The sequence below is a fragment of the Erwinia artemisiae genome, assembly GCF_051400835.1.
Classification (GTDB): Bacteria; Pseudomonadota; Gammaproteobacteria; order Enterobacterales; family Enterobacteriaceae; genus Erwinia; species Erwinia aeris.
In genome coordinates this window covers 173,056-193,191 of sequence record NZ_JBLFFM010000004.1, presented here as the reverse complement: position 1 = coordinate 193,191, position 20,136 = coordinate 173,056, and the positions used below count along the sequence as shown (strand labels likewise).

Here is a 20,136-nt window from a genome sequence, read left to right as displayed (position 1 = left end):
CCAAAAAAAATGCTAACGACAAGGCGAGGATTTTATTTCGCCGGCAAAAAAAAACAGTACCACTCTTTGCCATAACCGAGATTCGGCCCGACTTACCACTTTTTACCTCAATAACTTATCGTCAAAAAAAGGCGAGCAGTCGACGCTGGATAGTGGATAACCTAGTCCGCTAATACACACTTTACTACTGGCGTAAATCTGGAAAGTGGTGCCAAACGGCAATTTTTTCTTATTAATGTCTTTAACGTCACTTTACGCAAAAATGACAAAACCTCGCCATTCTTTATTTTCATTTATGCTTTTTTTGTTGTTACAAATGATAAACCCTCCTTAACGTTAACCTCCCTGCGCGAGCCATACCGCCCTCGCGCAGGGAAGGTCTTGTTATACCAGATGAACCTGAAGATTATGCTGGATCAGCACATCGCCCAGGGTGTTTGCCGCATCCAGCGCCGAGTTGTGGTAAACGTCGAATACCTGCCCGTCTACCGTACGCTGCGCAGTGGCAGCCCAGGTGCCGCCGTCGCCGTTAGCCAGCGTGACCTGATCGCCGGTTACCCCCTTGATCATCAGATCGTCAGTCTGTTTATCGGTAATATTCAGCGCCTCGTTGAGATCCAGCTTGACGCTGTTGGTGCCGCTTTGCCCTAAGTTGATGATTTCGATATGCTCTACCTTCAGCCCGAGCGTGGTGAGATCCAGCGTCATATGCTCGCCGTTGAGCACCAGCGTATCGGTACCTGCACCGCCATCAATATGCGTAAAGTTCAGCGTATTAAGCGTTACGGTATCTTCGCCGCTGCTGCCCGCGACTGACGCCCCCTCTACCGTCTGACCATCCGCCAGCGCTGCGATTAACCCACCGATGCTGTAGCTGCCGTCATCGGCTACGGCGGTCGTAGCGGATGCATCCGCTGTAGCCGTAGTCTCTGTCGTGATGGCCGCCGCCGTGGTGGTGGCATCTGCCGTGGTAGTGGCATCCGCCGTACTGCCGGCCGTCGCACTGTCCGACTCGCTGCTTGCCGTGTTCGCCGTCGCCACCTGCGCGGAAGCCGCAGTCGCAGTGGCGTTGCCGGTATCGCTGGTGTCAGCAGCAGCAACAGCAGTAGCATCATCCGCCGCCATCGCCAACAGCGCCGTTGCCGCCGCCGCAGAAGAGGTGCCGGCGACCGGCAACAGCGATCCTAACAGCAGCGTCGTGCTGGTGGTGGCGCGGTTGCCTGCCACATCTGCTGCGGTCACGGTAACGATAGAGTTCAGGCTTAGCGAGGTTAACAGGCCGCCGGTGAACTTCACGCTATAGCGGCCAAGCGCATCCGTGGTGGTGGTCTGCGTTGTGCCGTTCAGCGTGACGTTCAACGGGGTGCCCTGCGCCAGGTTCAGCGTGCCGCCGGTCACGGTCAGGCCTGTTACCAGCACGCTGACCAGGCTCAATACCGGATCGACGCCAATAACAGGCAGATTATGCGTGACGGCGGTAAAGGTATTGCTGCCGGTCGCGGTGTTGCCTACCACATCAGATACGGTAGCCGTGACGGTATAGCTGCCGTCGGCGATGCCTTTCAGCGTGGCGGAAGGCACGGTAACGTTCCATGCGCCTGTGGATCCCACCGTTGTAGTGTAAACGTTGCCCGCGATGTTAACCGTCACCCTGCTGCCGACCGCATTGACCGAGGAGCCGCTGATAGTAGCCGGCGTATTAGCTTCGCTCAGGTTAAGATAGTGGTCGCCGCCAAACATCGTACTGTTATTAATAGTCACGCTCGGCAGCGTATGGGTTTTCACCACAGCCGTGCTGGAGCCGGAACCGGTGTTGCCTATCGCGTTAGTCACGTTGGCGGTAACCGTAGCGGTGCCGTCCGGCAGCGCGGCCAGCGTCGCGGCAGGCACCAGTACGCTCCAGGTGCCGTTCGCGCCGACGGTGGTAGTTAACGTCGATGTTCCTACACGCACGTTCAGGAGCGAACCTTCGGCATTGGTGGAAGTACCGGTAATGGTTTGGGCAGTTTGCGCATCCACCGCGCTTAGCAGACCATCGCCAAAGATGCTGGAAATGGTGACCGAGGGCGGCGTCTGGGCGTTAACAACCAGCTGCCCGGAATTGGTCGCCACGTTGCCGTAGCTGTCCGTTACCGAGGCGTTAACCGTCAACGTACCGTTAGCCAGCGCGCTGAGATCGGCTTTCGACACGCTCAGCGCCCAACCGCCGCTGCTGTTAACCGAGGTCGTATAGGTTTTGCCGTTCAGCGTGACGGTGACAACAGAGCCGGATGAGACGTTACGCGCTGTGCCGCTGATAGTCTGTACGGTATTAATATCGTAAGCGCTAAACACGCCGTCTCCGAATACCGTGTTGACCGTCAGGGATGGCGTGGTCTGAATACCGACCCGTGCGCCCGCGCTGGCGCTGGCGGTGTTACCGACCACATCGGTCACGGAGACACCGACGGTAAGATTACCGTCCAGCAGCGTGCTGAGCAGAGCAGGCGACACCTGGGCGCTATAGGCGCCGTTCGCACCGACCGTGGTGGTAACAATGGTGTTGCCGAGGTTGATGGTAACGGTCGATCCCTGCGCCACGTTGCTGGCCGTCCCGCTAATCGTCTGCGTGACCAGCGATTCCACCAGGTTCAGCACGCCATCACCGCCAAACAGCGGGTTCAGCGTCACGGTCGGCAACGCATTGACCCCGACCGTTGCGCCAGCGTTGGCAGTAGTGGTATTGCCCGCGCTGTCCGTTACGCTGACGCCCACGTTCAGGTTGCCGTCCAACAGCCCTTTCAGGATTGTCGGCGTTAACGCTACGTTAAAGCTGCCGTCCGCTGCCGTAGCGGTAACAAATTGCGTCCCGGCCACGTTAACCACCACCCGCGATCCCGGCTCCGCATTAGCGACGGTACCGCCAATGGTCTGACCCAGCGCCGCATCCGCCGCGTTAAGCAGGCCATCGCCAAACAGCTGCGCGATATTGACTACCGGCGCGGTCAGCTTGGTTACCAGGTTGCCGGTGGTGGTGGCGATGTTGCCTGCCGCATCGGTCACGCTGGCGCCCACGGCCAGGGTGCCGCTGGTCAGCGTGCCGAGAATGTCTGGCGTAACCGTCGCGGTAAAGGTGCCGTTCGGTCCTACCGTCGCCTGCACCGTAGAGCTGCCCAGCGTCAGGTTAATAATTGAACCGGCCGCCACGTTATTGGCCGTGCCGCTGATGGTCTGATTAACCAGCGCATCGGCGATATTCAGAATGCCGTCGCCAAAGATTGGGTTAAGCGTAATGGATGGCTGGGCGGTAAAGATACCGATGGTGGCCGATGTTGCCGAGGTGTTCCCCGCCGGATCGGTCACCGAGACGCCCAGCGTCTGGTTGCCGGTGGTCAGCGCCGCCAGATCCAGCGGCGGAATAGTCACGTTCCATGCGCCACCCGCCTGAAGCGTGGTCTGGTAGGTTTTGCTGCCCAGCGTCACGGTAACCGTAGAGCCGACCACGCCGTCAATCGTGCCGCCAACCGTCTGCGCCAGCGCCGCTTCGGCGATGTTCAGCAGGTTGTCGCCGCCAAACAGGCCGGTGATGGCGCTGATGGTCGGCGCTTCCAGAATGGCGGTAACGGTTTCGCCCACGGTGCGGGTGTTGCCCGCACCATCGGTCAGCACAAGATTCAGCGAGGTATCGCCATCGCTTAACAAACCGAGCAGGCTTGGCGGTACGACCAACGCGAAGCGTCCATCCTGACCAACATCCGCCGTCAGCGTCGTACCGCCCAGCGTCAGCGAAACGGTCGCGCCAATCCCGGCGGAGCTGGCCAGACCGGTAATGGTTTGCGCTACCGTGGTGTCGACCGCGTTCAGGAAGCCGTCGCCAAAGACGGAATCCACCACCAGATTCAGCGCCGCGTTGACCACTTTATTTACCGTCAGCGTGGCGTCGGTGGCGTTGCCCGCGGCGTCGTTAACCCGCAGGCCGAACACCAGCGTGCCGTCGGTGAGGCTGCCCAACACCTCCGGCGTCAGATCAAGGCTGAAGGTGCCGTCGGCATTGACCAGCGCCGTGGCGATTGGCGCGCCGTCACCCAGATAGAGGCCGATAGTCTGGCCTTCGGCACCGCTAGCTGTTCCCGTCACTACCTGAGTGGTCAGGATATCCGCAGCGTTCAATACGTTATCGCCTACCAGCGCGTCCACCGCAATCAGCGGCGCGCCGGTGTCTACGGTAAAGTCGCGCGTAATGGTGCCGGTGTTGCCCGCCGCATCGGTCAGCGTGGCGGTCAGAGTTTGGCCCGCCTGGCCCAGCGCCTGCAAATCACCTGACGGCAGCGTGGCAGACCAGCTGCCGTCCGCCTGCACGATGGCCGTATAGGTTCTGTCATTCAGCGTAACGGTTACCGCTCTGCCCGCCTCGCTGGCGGAAGCCGTTCCGCTAAGCGTTTGGGCAGCCACCGCTTCCGCGCTGTTCAGCACGTCGTCACCGGTAAAGGCATTAATGGTCAGGACAGGCACGGAGCGATCCACCAGCACCTGGCTGGTCGTTTCCAGCGCAGTGCCCTGATCGGTCGTCAACGTCGCGGTCACGGTGGCGGTGCCGTCGGCGATATTTTCCGCCGTGTTCGGTACGGTGATGGTCCAGGTGCCGTCGGCGCTATTGACCACGGCCGTCCCGGTCTGCGCCACGCCGTTGATGCTGACCGCTACGGTTCCCGTTACCGCGCCGCCATCAGCAGGCAGATTGGCGAACGTTCCGCTCAGCGTCAGCGTCGCGCCGTCCGTGCTGTTGATGATGTTGTCGTCGGAAAGCGGCGCCAGCGTCAGCAGTGGCGTATCAGGTATCGTCAGATCAACCGTAACCGAAGCGGTCGCGGTACCGGTATTGCCTGCAATATCCACTACCGAGGCGCTAATGGTGCCGGTATCGCCGGTCGTACCCAGCTGCGCCAGAACCTGCGGCGTCAGGATAACCGACCAGCTGCCATCGGCGGCCACTATGCCGTTCACGGTCGCCGTGCCGATAGTTACCGCCACGGTCTGGCCCTCGCTCGCGCCGGTGGTGGTACCGCTCAGCGTTTGCGTCGTCAGGCTTTCCTGGTAGTTCAACGCGCCATCGCCGGCAAGCGGCGCAAGGGTAATGGTTGGCAAGACCGTGTCAACGATAAAGCTGCCCGTCGCCGTCGCGGTGTTACCACCGATATCCGCCGCCACCACGGTATAGTTTTGCAGTCCCTGATCCAGCAAGCCCAGCTGAGCGGTGGTCAGGGGCAGCGTCCAGTTACCGTCGACATCTACCGTCGCGTCGTAATTGGTGCCGCCCAGCGTAACCGTCACGGTCTGGCCGTCGCCTGTCAGCCCTGTGGTGCCGCTAAGCGATGCGCCCGCCGCCACGTCTGCGGCGTTAAGGTAAGTATCGTCAAAAGGCACATCCAGCGTCGGCGCCGGCGCGGTTAGCGCGGCGGTAAAGCCAAGCGAACTGGTGTTAACGTTACCCGCAGCGTCAATCACGGTAACGTCCACGGAGTGTTCACCGTCCGCCAGCGAGCTCAGCGCACCGGCCGGCAACGCTACCGCCCAGTTGCCGTTAGCGTCCACTGTGCCGGTGTAGGTAATACCAGCTACGTCGATTTGCAGCTGCGCGCCCTGATTCGCGCCGGTTACGCCCGTGGTGCCGGCCAGGGTGACAGGCGCGCCAGCCTCAGCGATATTCAGAATACCATCGGTAAACAGCGGCGAACTGACGGTTGGCTGCGGCAGCACCAGCAGCGCGTTGAAATCAAGCGCGGCCGTGTCAGCGTTGCCTGCAGCATCGGTCGCGGTGACCGCCAGGGCATGGGTGCCGCTGCCCAGCGCGGTCAGCTGTGCCGAAGTCAGATCGAGCGTCCAGTTGCCGTTGGCGTTAACCGTCGCCGTCAGCGGCGCACCGCCGTCGATAGCAACAGTGACCGTCTGCCCCGCCGCAACCAGCCCGGTGTTACCGCTCAGCGTCTGCGTGGTGGCGGCTTCGGCCACGTTGAGCAGGCCATCGGCAAACGGCAGATCGATGGTGACCGCCGGCAGCGCGTTAACGGCGACCAGTGCCGAATCGCCGGCTGTCCCGACGTTGCCCACGGCATCCGTGACCGTAACCGTAATCGGCAGCGTGCCGTCCGGCAGCGCAGAGAGCACGCCAGCCTCCAGAGGCAGCGTCCAGTCACCCGTAGCCGGATCGACGCTCGCCTGGTAAGCGGTGCCGTTGATATCGACGCTAACGGTTTGCGCACCGGTAATGCCGGTGGTGCCCGCCAGCGTCTGGCCCGCTGCCGCCTCGGCGGCGTTTAATACGCCATCGACGAAAGGCTCGGTCAGCGTCGGCGTCGGCAGACCGGTAACGATAGCGGTATAGGCCAGCGAATCGGTGCTGCTGTTGCCCGCCACATCGGCAACCGTCACGTTAATGGTGTGCTCGCCGTTACCCAGCGTGGCCGCCAGCGCAGGCGTCAGCGTGGCCGTCCAGTTGCCGTTGTCGTCGACCGTAGTGGCAATGGCGTTACCGTCGATATTCAGCGTGACCGTCTGGCCCGCGCCGGTAATGCCGGTGGTGCCGTTAATCAGCTGATCGACGCCCGCTTCGCCAGCGTTGAGCAGGCCGTCAATAAACGGCGTATTGATCGCGGCCGTCGGCAGCGTCGTGACCAGCACCTCAACGCTGGCTTCGGCCGTCGCCGGGTTGCCCGCCGCATCCGTGCTGGCTACCGTCAGCTGATAAAGCCCGTCGGTAAGGGCAGTAAGCGCGCCTGCCGGCACGACGGCGCTCCAGGTGCCGTCCGCATTGACCGCCCCGGTAAAGGTTTGATCGCCAAGCGTGACCGTTACCGCCGTGCCGACGGCAAGATTGGTCGCCGTGCCGCTCAGCGTCTGTTCCGCCGCCGCTTCGGTCGCGTTGACCAGACCGTCGATGAACGGCGTATTCAGCGTCAGCGTCGGTAGCGTATTCACCGCCACGGTCAGGTTGGTGACGCTGGTAGCGACGTTGCCGCTGGCATCGGTTACCGCCACGCTGAGCGGAGTCGTGCCGTCGCTCAACGCCGACAGATCGCCACTGGCGATAGTCAGGCTCCAGTTGCCGTCCGCATCTGCCGTGGTTGCGTACACCTTGTCGTTAAGGGTGACGCTCACCGGCAGACCCGCATCGGTGGTGCCGCTAACCCCCAGACCGGCCGCCGCTTCTGCCGCGTTCAGCACGTTATCCACGCCCGCGCTTAACGCTACGTTCAGCACCGGCGCGGCGGTATCAACGGTAAAGTTATCCGCTGTCGTCGCCACGTTGCCTGCCACGTCGCTGCCGCTGGCGGTCAGCGTATTGGCGCCCGGCGTCAGCGCCTGTACCGCAGCCGCCGGCACGGTAGCGCTCCAGTTGCCGTCGGCGTCAACGGTGCCGGTATAGGTCGCACCGTTCAGCGTGACCGTCACGGTTCCGCCTTCCGGGATGCGCTGGCTGGAGCCGGTGATCAGCACGTCGCTCTGCGCTTCCTGATTATTGATCACATCGTCGCTGGTGACCGGATCGATAGAGATAGTCGGCAGGCTGGCGGCCTGGGCAACCACGGTGAACTCCGCGAAATTGCTGCCCGTGTTGCCCGCCACATCGGCGACCGTGGCGGTCAGCGTTTGCGCGCCGTCAGGCAATGCGCCGAGATCGGTTGCCGGAACCGTTGCGGACCAGCTGCCGTCCGCCTGCACCAGCGCCGTATAGGCTACGCCGTTAAGCGTGACGGTCACGGTCTGCCCGGCCGTCACGTTGGTGGTGGTGCCGGTAACGGCCAGATCCGCGCCCGCTTCGCTCTGATTAAGGTAGTTATCGCCGCTGATGGCATCCAGCGCCACGGTCGGCTGGCTTGCCAGGCTGGCATCGACCACGACCGTCAGCGCCTGAGTAGACACGTTGCCCGCCGCATCGGTCAGGCTGACGCTCACTGGATAAGTCCCGTCCGCAATGCCCTGAGTGACGCTGGCGGGCAGATTGACCGTCCAGCTGCCGTCGCCCTGCACCGACTGTTGATAGTCGACGCCGTTAAAGGTGACGGTTACCAGCTGGCCCGCTTCGCTGGCTGAAGCAGTGCCCGTAATGGTTACCGGCCCTACGCTTTCCGCCGCGTTGATAATGTTGTCGCCCGCGACCGGATTGACCGTCAGCGTTGGCGCAGTCAGATCAACGCTAACAGAAGTCGTCGCGGTGCCCGTATTGCCGATGGCATCCGTAGCGGTCACGGTGATGCCCTGAACGCCTTCGCCCAGCGCCTGTAGCGTGGCGGCGCTGACCGGCAGCGTCCAGTTGCCGGCGTTATCCACCGTGGCGGTGTAGTCCGTTCCGGCAATATTGACCGTTACGGTCTGGCCTGCGCCGGTCGCCCCGGTCGTGCCGCTCAGCGTCTGATCGCTCTGCGACTCGGTAAAGTTGACGTAGCTGTCGATAAATGGCGTATCCAGCGTTGGCTGTAGCGCCACGGTCGACAGCGTGATATCGGCAGCGGTTGAAGCCGTGTTGCCCGCCGCGTCGCTAAGGGAAACGGTAACAGGATAAGTGCCGTTCGGCGACGCCTGAAGCAGACCGGCCGGCAGCGCAAGGCTCCAGCTGCCGTCCGCCGCGATGGCGGTGGTGTAAGTCTGGCCGTTCAGCGAAACCGTGACCAGCTGACCTTCTTCCGCGCCGGTGCTGCCGCCGCTGACGGTGATATCCGCCGCTGCTTCGCTACCGTTGACCACGCCGTCGCCCGCCACCGGATTAAGCGTCAGGGTCGGCGCGACGGTATCCACGGTGACCGGTACCGCCACCGTGCTGGCGTTGCCGGCCGCATCGGCTACGGTAACCTGTAGCGCGTTTGCGCCCTGCGGCAACGCCTGAAGTTCAGCGGTCGGGATAGTGACGCTCCAGTTGCCGTTCGCGTCTACAGTGCCGGTATAGGTGGTATCGCCCACTGCCACGGCAACGGTTTGCCCGTCGCCCGTTACGCCAGTAGAACCGGTCAGCGTCTGATCCGTCGCCGCCTGTGCGCCGTTCAGCACGCCGCCGTTAAATGGCGTATCCGCCGCGACCGCAGGCAAATCGTTGACCTGCACGTTCAGCGTAGCGGTGCCGGTTGCCGTAGCACCGCTGGCATCGGTCGCGGTGACGGTCAGCGTGTTAGCACCGTCCGCCAGGCCAGCCAGCGAGGCGGCCGGGATCACGGCGTTCCAGGTGCCGCCGGTGCCGACCACGCCGGTAAACGTTTGTCCGTTAAAGGTGACGGTCACTGGCGCGCCCTGCGCCAGGCCGGTGGTGGTGCCGGTAACAATCAGCGCATCCTGGGCTTCCGCAGCGTTCAGGTAGCCGTCGGTGCTGAGCGGATCGAGGCTGATGCCCGCCGCCGTGCTGTCCACGGTTACATCATGACTGACGGTGATCGGATTGCCCGCCGCGTCGCTGACCGCCACGCTGAAGGTCGCCGTGCCGTCAGCCAGCGTCGCCAGCGCGGAAGAAGGGATCGCTACGCGCCATGCACCGCTGGCCAGCACGCGCGTGGTGTAAGCCACGCCGTTAAGCGTGGCGGTCAGCTGCTGCCCAGCCTCGACGTTAGTGGTCGTACCGCTGAGATATTGCGTAGTCTGCTGTTCGGCGCCGTTAAGCGTATCGTTGCCGGTGAAAGGATCGACAGAAAGGGTTGGCAGCGCGGCCGCGCTGGCTTTAACCGTCAGCGGGCTGTCGGCGGTTGCGCTGTTGCCTGCCGGATCGGTCACGGTAGTGGTGATCACATAGCTGCCGTCCGCCAGCGCGGCCAGATCGGCTGCCGGCACCGTTACCGTCCACTGGCCATCCGTGCCCACCGTAGTGGTGTAGTCGATGCCGTTCAGCGTCATCACGATAGCGGCATTGGCGTCGCCTGTGCCGCTAACGGGCAGATCGCTGCCCTGTTCCGCCGCGTTAAGAATGTTGTCGCCAGCGATAGCGTTAACCGCAACCGCAGGCGGCAGCGTATCCACGCTCAAGGTCAGCGGAGCAGTCGCCGAGTTGCCCGCCGCATCGCTGACGGCAACGGTCGCCAGGGTATCGCCCTGCGGCAGCGCCTGTAGCACTTCCGGCGACAGAACGACGCGCCAGTTGCCGTCGCCGTCAACGGTACCGGCATAGGTATTGCCGTTAATGGCGATGCTGACGTTCTGGCCGTCGCCCGTGAGGCCGGTCGTACCGGTCAGCGTCTGCGCCGCTCCCGCCTCGCCTGCATTCAGCGCGCCGTCGGTAAACGGCGTCTCGATAGCCAGCGTCGGCAGCGTGGTCGCCACGTTCAGCGTCGCCTCGTTGGTCACGGCGTTGCCGTCCACGTCAGGCACGCTGGCGCTGACGGTCGCCGGGCCTTCAGGCAGCGCCGCCAGATCCGCCGCCGGTACCGTCAGGCTCCACGTACCGCCCGTCGTTACCGTAGTGGTGTAGTCAATGCCGTTCAGGGTCACCGTCACGGTATTGCCTTCCGGCACGTTAGAAACCGTGCCGCTCACGGTCAGTTCGCTTTGCGCCTCCGTCGCGTTCAGGTAACCGTCATCGCTAAGCGGATTAATCGCTACAGAACTGATATCGGTATTGACGCTAAAACTGCCGCTGGCGGTAACCCCATTGCCCGCCGCATCGCCTACGGAAACGCTATAGGTCTGCGTGCCCGCCAGCTCTGCCAATACGGCAGCAGGAATAGTAACGCTCCAGGCACCGCTATCCTGCACCAGACCGCTGTAAACCGAGCCGTTCAGCGTCACCGTCACCACCTGGCCCGCCTGGACGTTAGTGGTGGTACCGCTGATTGCCTGGCTGACCTGCTGCTCTGCGCCGTCCAGCACGTTATTGCCTGCAAAATTGTCCAGCGTCAGCGTTGGCAGCGTAGCGGCATCGGCCACTACCGTCAGCGTGCTCTCCTGAGTCGTCACGTTGCCTGCCGCGTCGGCGGTCGCTACGGTCAGCGTGTAGTCGCCGTTGGCCAGCCCGGCCAGATCCGCAGCCGGAATAGCCAGCGACCACTGGCCGTTAGCGCCTGCCGTGGCGGTGTAGTCCGTGCCCTCCAGCGTGACGGTAACGGTTGAACCGTTCTCTGCCGTGCCGCTAACGGTCAGCGGCTGCGCCTGCTCTTCGGCGTTCAGGATACCGTCGCCGCTCAGCGGATTAACCGTCAGCACAGGCGTGCTGACATCCACAACCAGCGCGCTGGTTTGCGTGACGGCGTTGCCCGCCGGATCCGTCGCGGTGACGGTGACCGGATAGCTGCCGCCGGTTAAAGCAATAGTCGCCGTCGCGGGAACCGTAACCGTCCAGTTGCCGTCGCCGTCTACGGTGGCGGTATAGACGCTGCCGTTCAGTGCCACGCGCACGCTGTCGCCCGCTTCGCCGGTGCCGGTAATAGCCAGCGGCTGACCCTGTTCGGCGGCGTTCAGGAAGTTGTCTTCAGCGATAGCCGCGACGGTCAGAACTGGCGCAGCGGTATCTATGGTAATGGCGTGAGGCAGCGACAGGCTGCCGCCGCTGGCAGGCGAGGCGGTGACGGTCAGGGTGTAATCACCGTCCGCTACGCCCGCCAGCGCCGCGGCCGGGATCGCCGCGCTCCACAGGCCGTTTGCGCCCACGGTCGCCGGATAATCCGTGCCGTTAAAGCTTACGACTACCGTGCTGGTGTCATCAGGCACGCTGCCGGTCACGGTAAAGCCCTGGGCGGCTTCGGCGGCGTTGATTAAATCATCGCCGGAAACGGCATTGATAATCAGGGTCACGTCTACCGCCGTATCCAGCGTCAGCGTGGTGTCCTGGCTCGCGACGTTGCCCGCAGGCGAGGTCGCCGTTACGGTCAGCGTATTAGCGCCTTCCGTGAGGTTAGCCAGCGTGCTGGCCGGTACGCTAATCGTCCACTGTCCGCCAGTGCCGACGGTAGTGGTATAGGTAGCGCCGCCCAGCGTAACGGAGATAGTGTCGCCTTCGCTGCCGCTGCCGGTAATGTTCTGCGCCTGGCCCTGCTCGACCTGGTCAATGGTGTTGTCGCCAGTGACCGGATCCACCGTAAAGGCTGGCGTCGCGGTATCCACGGAAAGACCCAGGTTTTGCGTAGCGGTATTGCCAAAGGCATCGCTGGTGCTGACCTGAAGCGCATAAGGGCCGTCGGCCAGCGCCGCCAGATCGGTCGCCGGAACGGTTACGCTCCAGCTGCCGTCCGTATTGACCGTGGTGGTATAGGTTACGCCGTTCAGCGTAACGGTAACGTCATTGTCAGCCGTGCCCGTGCCGCTGATAGCCAGCGCTGCGCCCTGCTCGTCGGCGTTGATAATGTTATCGCCGCCTGCGACCGGATCCAGCGTCAGCGTTGGCAGCGCAGTGGCCACGGTGATAACTGGCGCTGGCGTAATGGCGGAAACGTTGCCCGCCACGTCGGTGACCGTCACCGTCACGGCAGACTGTCCCTGTGGCAGCGCCTGAAGCACCGCCGGCGCCAGATCCAGCGTCCAGACGCCGGAGCTGTTAACGGTGGCGGCATAATCGGTGCCGCCGATGTTGACCGTTACGGTCTGACCAACGCCTTCCTGCCCCGTGGTGCCGGTCAGCGTCTGTGTGATGCCCGCTTCCTGGCCGGTCAGGGTGCCGTCAATAAACGGCGTTTGCAGCGTGGGATCCGGCACGCGATCGACGTACACGTTCAGCGTGTTTTCGCTGGTCACGGTATTGCCGTTCTGCGCGATAACGCTGGCCGTCGCGGTTTGCGGCCCTTCCGCCAGCGCCTGCAAATCTGCTGCCGGGATAGTCGCCGTCCAGCTGCCGTTTGCCGCTACGGTGCCGGTGTAGGTTTGGCCGCCGAGCGTAAAGGTGACCGTGCTGCCAGCGGCCACGTTCGCCGTAGAGCCGGTAACGGTCAGATCCGTCTGCGCCTCAAGCGCGTTCAGATAGCCGTCGCCGCTGAGCGGATCGAACGCCACGCTGCTGAGCGTACTGTCGACGGTAAAGGTTTTGGCAACGGTACTGCTGTTGCCTGCCAGATCGGCTACGGTGACGCTGAGCGTCTGCGTGCCGTTGGCCAGCGCGCTCAGATCGGCGGCCGGGATCGCCACCTGCCAGCCGCCGCCGGTTTGCACCGTGGTCACGTAATCGGCACCGTTAAGGGTCACGGTGACCGTTTGCCCCACTTCCGCATTGGTTACCGTCCCGCTGAGCAGCTGGTCGGTCTGCTGTTCCGCGCCGTCGATAATATTGTTAGCGGTCAGATCGTCAACGGCAATAACCGGCGCGCTGGTATCCACCACCAGCGGCGTGCTGGCGGTGGTCACGTTACCGGCCGCATCGCTGGCGGTAACGGCAAGCGTATAGTTACCTTCCGCCAGCGTATTCACCGCCGTGTTTGGCACGGTCAGCGTCCACTGACCGTTAGCGCCAACAACAGTGTTGTAAACGGTGCCGTTCAGCTCGACGGCGATAGTGTTGCCGGTTTCGCCCGTGCCGCTGACCACCAGCGGCTGGCTGGTGTCGGCAGCGTTAAGATAGCCATCGCCGGAGACGGGGTTCACCGTCAACGCTGGCGGCGTCAGATCCACATCCAGCGTGCGGGTCAGCGCAGAGACGTTGCCTGCCGCATCAACCACGCTGACCGAAACAGGATAGCTGCCGTCGGTTAACGCCAGCAGCGCCGCCGCCGGCAGCTCAATGCTCCAGCTGCCGGTGCCGGTCACCGTCGCAGTATAGGTGGTGTTGTTCAGCACCAGCGTGACCACGTTGCCCGGCTCGCCATCGCCCGTTACCGTCAGCGCCTGGCCCTGCTCCGCCAGGCTCAGGCGGTTATCTTCCGCCAGCGCATTCAGCGTCAGCGTCGGCGTTGAGGTATCTACGGTAAAGGTATTGGTCAGTGAAGAAGTATTGCCAGCCGGATCGGTGGCGGTCACGGTCAGCGTGTTATCGCCCTGCGGCAGGCCTTGCAGCACCGCATTAGGCAGCGTGACCGACCAGTTGCCGTCCGCATCCACGTTTGCCGTATAGGTGATGCCGTTCAGCAGCACGCTAACGGCCTGGCCGCTGCCGGTAATACCGGTCGAGCCGGAAAGGGACTGGTCGCTGAGCGCCTCCGTGCCGTTCAGCGCACCATCGATAAACGGCTCGTTCAGCGTCACGGTAAAGTCTGGATTAATAGCGGAATCCAGGCTCTGCGTGGTAGCGATCTGGTTGCCGTTAACGTCGGTCGCCGTCGCGGTGATCGTCTGGTTGCCGTCAGGCAGGCCGCTCAGCGCGCTGGCCGGAACGGTCACGCTCCAGCTGCCGTCATTATTGGCGGTGGTTTCATAATCCGCATTGTTAAAGCGCACCAGGATGCGCGCACCAAAGGCGACAAAGCGGGTGCTGCCGTGGATCACCAGCGGGTTTTGCGCTTCGACGGTGTTGATAGCGTTATCATCGCTGATGACGCCAATAGCAATTGAGCTAAAGGTATTATCGATGGTATAGCCGCTGGTCGCCGTGGCCGGATTGCCCGCGACGTCGGCCACATCAACGGTAAAGGTTTGCGTGCCGTTGGCCAGTCCGTAATAGGCCGTAGCCGGCACCAGCACGCTGTAGCTGCCGTCCGCCTGCACGGTACCCGTATACTGCGCGCCGTTCATGGTCAGCGTAACGATCTGGCCTGCCTGAACGTTGGTCGTGGTCCCGGTAACCAGCTGATTGAGATCCTGCTCCGCGCCGTCCAGCACGCCGTCGCCCGTGAAGGCGTCTACGGCGATCGTTGGCTGCGCGCCCGCGCCCGCCACTACCGTCAGCGGTTGCAGGCTTGACGTAGCGTTGCCCGCGCTGTCCGTGGCCTGCACGCTCACCGCATAGGTGCCGTCCGTCAGCGCATTGACGTCGCCAGCAGGCACGCTGACGCTCCAGTTGCCGTTGGCGTCGGACACGGCGTTATAGGTAACGTTATTAAGCGTAACGACAATCGCCGATCCCGCATCGGCCGTGCCCGCTACGCTGAGCGCGGCGTCGTGTTCCGCCGCGTTCAGATAGCCGTCGCCGGAAACCGGTGCAATGGTCAACGCAGGCGTCGCGGTATCCAGGGTTACCGGCGTCAATGAGGTGGTCTGGTTACCACCCGCGTCCGTAGCGGTCACGGTAATATCATATTTACCGTCCGGCAGCGACTGTAGCGCGGAAGGCGAAATCGCCAGGCTCCAGTTGCCGTCCGCATCCGCGCCGGTCAAATAAGTGACGCCCGCCAGCACTATGCTGAGCGTGCTGCCCGCTTCCGCCGTGCCGCTCACGGTCAGCGGCTGGTTCTGCGCCTGCGCGTTAATCACGCCGTTATCGCCCGGAATGGCGACGTCCAACGCTGGCGCGGCGGTATCGACCACGATCGGCGTGGTTGAGCTGGCCGTATTGCCCAGCGAATCCGTAACGGTAACGACAATATCTGCGGTGCCGTCCTGTAGCGAGGCCAGCGCCGGCGGCAGCAGCGCCACGCTCCAGCTGCCGGTAAGGGTATCGACGGTAGCGGGATAACTTACGCCGTCAACGGTTACCGTTACCGCCTGATCCGGGAAGTTGACGCCGGTATTGCCCGTCAGCGTTTGCGCCGCCGTGCTTTCAGCCGCGTTCAGCACGCCGTCGCCAAACGGCGAGTTAAGGATGATTTCTGTCGGGAACGACGTACGCACGTTCACGTCGCTGGTGCCGGCGATCGGATTGCTGTTGGCGTCCGTGCCCGTCACGGTAACGGCATAGCTGCCGTTGGCAATGCCGGTCAAGGCGGCGGCAGGCACGGTTACCGTCCAGCTGCCGTCCGGATTAACCGTAGAGGCGTAATCCACGCCGTTAAAGGTAACCGTCAGCGGCGTGGCGGCGGCAAGGCCAGCGCTGCCGCCGCTGATAACCAGATCCGCCTGCGCTTCTGTCGCGTTAATAGCGTTATCGCCGCTGACCGGCGCAATAGCCAGCACGGCCACGGTGTTATCGACGGCCACCGCAAAACTGCCGGTGGCGTTGCCGGTATTGCCCGCCGCATCGCTGACGCTAACGGTATAGTTTTGCGTGCCGTTCGCCAGCGCCGTTAGCGTGGCCGCAGGCAGCGTGATATTCCAGTTGCCGCCCGGCTCAATGCTGCCGGTAAAGACCGTGCCATCCGCCAGCGTGAGCGTGACGGGGCTGCCCACGGCGACGTTGGTAGCCGTGCCGGTCAGCACCTGATCGACCGTAACTTCTGCGCTGTTCAGCGAGCCGTCGGCGGTGAGTTCATTAACCGTCACGATCGGCGTGGTGGTTGCATAGGTTACAGTGGTATAGGTCTCGCTGGCGTTACCGGCCGCATCGGTGGTAACGACGGTGACGACGTAGGTGCCGTCAGCAATGGCGGCCTGGCTGTCCGGGCTTAACGTCGCCGTCCAGGCGCCGGTAACCGGGTCGACAGTGGCGGGCACGTCAACGCTGTCAAAACGCACCAGCACCGTGCTGCCCGGCTGGGTGGTGCCGGTAATAACCAGCGGCTGACCAACTTCGCCCGCATTCACATAGCCGTCACCGCCCAGCGGATTAACCGTCGCCGTCGGCGGCGTGGCGTCCACGGCCAGCGGAATATTTTGCGTGGTGCTGTTGCCGTAACCGTCGGTAGCGACCACGCCCAGCGTGTAATCACCATCGGCAAGCTGTTGCAGATCGGAAGCCGGAATATTCACGTTCCAGCTGCCGTCCGGGTTAACGGTGGTGTTATAGGTCACGCCGTTCAGCGTGACGGTGACGCTCTGACTGTCAGCGCTGACGCCGCTCAGGATCAGCGGCTGGGTCACATCGTCCTGGTTCAGCGTCGCATCCGGTGGCGTAACGGTAAGAGCTGGCGCGGCGGTCGCTACGTTTACCGGCGTGGTCGAGGTGCTGCTGTTGCCTGCCGGATCGGTAATCACTACGGTGATATCGTTGCTGCCCTGCGGCAGGTTTTGCAGCGAGCCGGCTGGCAGCGTCACGCTCCAGCTGCCGTCGTTGTTGACCGTGCCGGTATAGTCCGTGCCGCCTATTGTCGCTGTGACCGACTGGCCTGCGCCCGCCACGCCGGTATTGCCGGTCAGCGTCTGATCGGCGCCCGCTTCACTGCCGCTGATAACGCTGTCGCCGAAGGGCACATTAAGCCCGGCGTTCGGTTCGGTGGTAATAACGTTAAGCGAAGCGGCAGAGCCATTTTGTACGACGGTGCCGTCCGCCAGGGTGGCTGACGCGATAATGAGATTCTGACCCTGCGACAGCTGTTGCAGATCGGCGGCGGGGATGGTGGCGCTCCAGCTGCCGTCTGCCGCCACGGTGGCAGTATATTCGCGCCCGCCCAGCGATACCCGGATAACCGTGCCGGCAGGAAGATCGGCTGAAGAGCCGGAAACGGTGAGATCGGACTGCGCTTCGGTAATACTGAGATAGCCGTCGCCGCCCGGCGCATTAACGCTAATGCTGCCGATGCCAAAGGCTGGTACGGTGAAATCGTGCGTGGTGGTTGCCGCCGCGCCCGCCGCATCGGTAACGGTGGCGGTAATGGTCGTGGTGCCCGCCGCCAGCGCCTGTAAGGCGCCAGCCGGAACGGTCACGCTCCACGCGCCGCTGCCGTCAACGGTGGCGGTGTAGGTTTGGCCGTTCAGGGTAACGGTAACGGTCTGGCCCTGCTGCACGTTGGTGGTGGTGCCGCTGATGATCTGCGCCTGCTGCTGCTCGCCGTTGTCCAGCACGTCGTCGCCCGCAAAGGCGGCGATGGTGATGGCCGGAGCGGTAGCCGGGGCGCTAACGGTGAAATCGTGCGTGGTGGTTGCCGCCGCGCCCGCCGCATCGGTAACGGTGGCGGTAATGGTCGCGGTGCCCGCCGCCAGCGCCTGTAAGGCGCCAGCCGGAACGGTCACGCTCCACGCGCCGCTGCCGTCAACGGTGGCGGTGTAGGTTTGGCCGTTCAGGGTAACGGTAACGGTCTGGCCCGGCTGCACGTTGGTGGTGGTGCCGCTGATGGTCTGCGCCTGCTGCTGCTCGCCGTTATCCAGCACGTCGTCGCCCGCAAAGGCAGCGATGGTGATGGCCGGTACGGTCGCCGGGGCGTTAACGGTGAAATCGTGCGTGGTGGTTGCCGCCGCGCCCGCCGCATCGGTAACGGTGGCGGTAATGGTCGTGGTGCCCGCCGCCAGCGCCTGCACGGCCGCAGCCGGAACGGCCACGCTCCACGCGCCGCTGCCGTCAACGGTGGTGGTGTAGGTTTGGCCGTTCAGGGTAACGGTAACGGTCTGGCCCTGCTGCACGTTGGTGGTAGTGCCGCTGATGATCTGCGCCTGCTGCTGCTCGCCGTTATCCAGCACGTCGTCACCTGCAAAAGCGGCGATAGCGATGGAAGGCGTGGTCGGCGTGACCGCACCGGCCTCTACCGTAAAGATTTCAGCGGTGGTCGCCGTGGCGCCTGCATTGTTGGTCACGCTGATGGTCAGCGTATTGCTGCCTTCCGGCAACGTAGCCAGCGCGGCGGCCGGTAAGGTGATGCTCCAGCTGCCGTCTGCCCCGACCGTGGTGGTATAGGTCACGCCGTTGAGCACGACGGTAACGGTGTTGCCCGCTTCCGTGCCGCTGGTGGTGCCGTTCAGCGTCTGGTCAGAATTTTTTTCCGCCGTCGACAGGGTATTATCGCCGGTTAACGGATTGACGGTAAGGGATGGCGCTACTGTCACTGCATCATCACCGCCGCCACCGCCACCGCCGCCGCCCGCCAGTGCGGCGACGCCTGCTGCGCCAAGACCAAGCGCGCCAATACCTGCGGCGGTGATAACGCCGGTGGTAGCACCGGTATCAGCCAGCAGCAGCGGTTCCAGCGAGCCAAGCGACTCATACTGTGGCGTAATCGCTACCACCGCCTGCGCATCGGCGAATTCGTTGGTGACCGGGAAAAGTGCGTGCTCAGGCGGATTGACGCCGTCATCAAAAACCAGCTCGCTGTGATCGCCGTCAACGTCATCCAGGAAGAATTGCTGATAGCGTTTAACGCTGCCGTCACGCATGTGGACGATGAGATCGTTACCCTGGCGTTCGAACTCGGTCACCATGGCGCGGGTTCCATGAATGCGGACTACGCTGGGTTGATTCAGGAGGATGGTATTGTTGGAATTCCCTGCTGCGACCTGAGAAAGAATGCTGCCATCGTCGCGCGAAAGTATTTCCACGCTGCCATCAGTAAGCTGAGCCATAGTAACCTCGTGTACACCAGACATTGGATGTTTCGCACGTAAACATGAAGAAAACCTTCAGCTTTACGCGCAAAGTAATAGATCGCCTTACCCGAGGGCAGGCGGCTTTACCTGGTGCAACGACATTTCCGGACGGCGTAGAAATGTTAAAAACAATCTAAAAAGAGGCGCTGATACGCTATTTTTTTTAACTTTTATCTTTCTGATAGTATGAAAAACCCCGCCACTCGCCTTGATTAATATTTATCGACAGGATAAACATAATTTATAATTTGACTTAGTTTACAATTCTGGAAACTGTCAACTATCAAGTAAAATTGATGAAATAACGCATTAATAAATTGATTTAACTTAAGGAGTTTTTTTAAGGAAGTGTAAAAACTGTAACAGTTTCCAGAAAATTTTCTGCTGCTGCTGCGGCTCGTTTTTTTTGACCGCGCGCAAATTTTCATATCAGCGTGCAGAAATCGGCAAAGGCAAACGGCAGGGGCAGTACAAAAAAACAGCAAGAGCGTAAAGCGGAGCTAAAGCGCGTCAAAACGTTTTTTTTACCTTTAGCCAATGATTTGAGTTAAGCGAAGATCGCGCGCTATCCACCAGGAGTTATCTGTAAAATCACCTTTAGCCTCAATATTTGATTAACAGGGGCTTTTTTTCAGGTTATTTAACACAAACGCCCGCGTCGCTGTGGTTTTGTCGCGATATAATATGCGCCTTGCCCGTGGCGCGTTCTTCTTTAATTTAGCGAAATGTGATAAAAAGTAGTGTTTACCGCGACAAGCTTTTAACGGAACCTATGACGATTCAGGATGCCAGACCCGCAAGCGCCTGCGCGCTGGCAGCACCCCACGCGATTTCTTTGTTTACGCGCGCGTGGCCGCACAACAGATCCGTGTGTTCCCATGAATCGCCAGGCAGCCACTGCCCGTCTTCCGTTGTCTCATCCGGCCTTTTGTTCGCGGCTTG

1 protein-coding gene is annotated in these 20,136 nt (G+C 62.3%); it reads right to left on the bottom strand.

Features of this window, described 5'->3' with window-relative positions:
• Positions 1–384 precede the first annotated feature (384 nt).
• Complete coding sequence (locus ACMGEE_RS11415; protein ID WP_436830051.1) at positions 385–19,170, bottom strand: Ig-like domain-containing protein; 18,786 nt, start codon at positions 19,168–19,170, stop codon at positions 385–387.
• Positions 19,171–20,136: the final 966 nt, after the last annotated feature.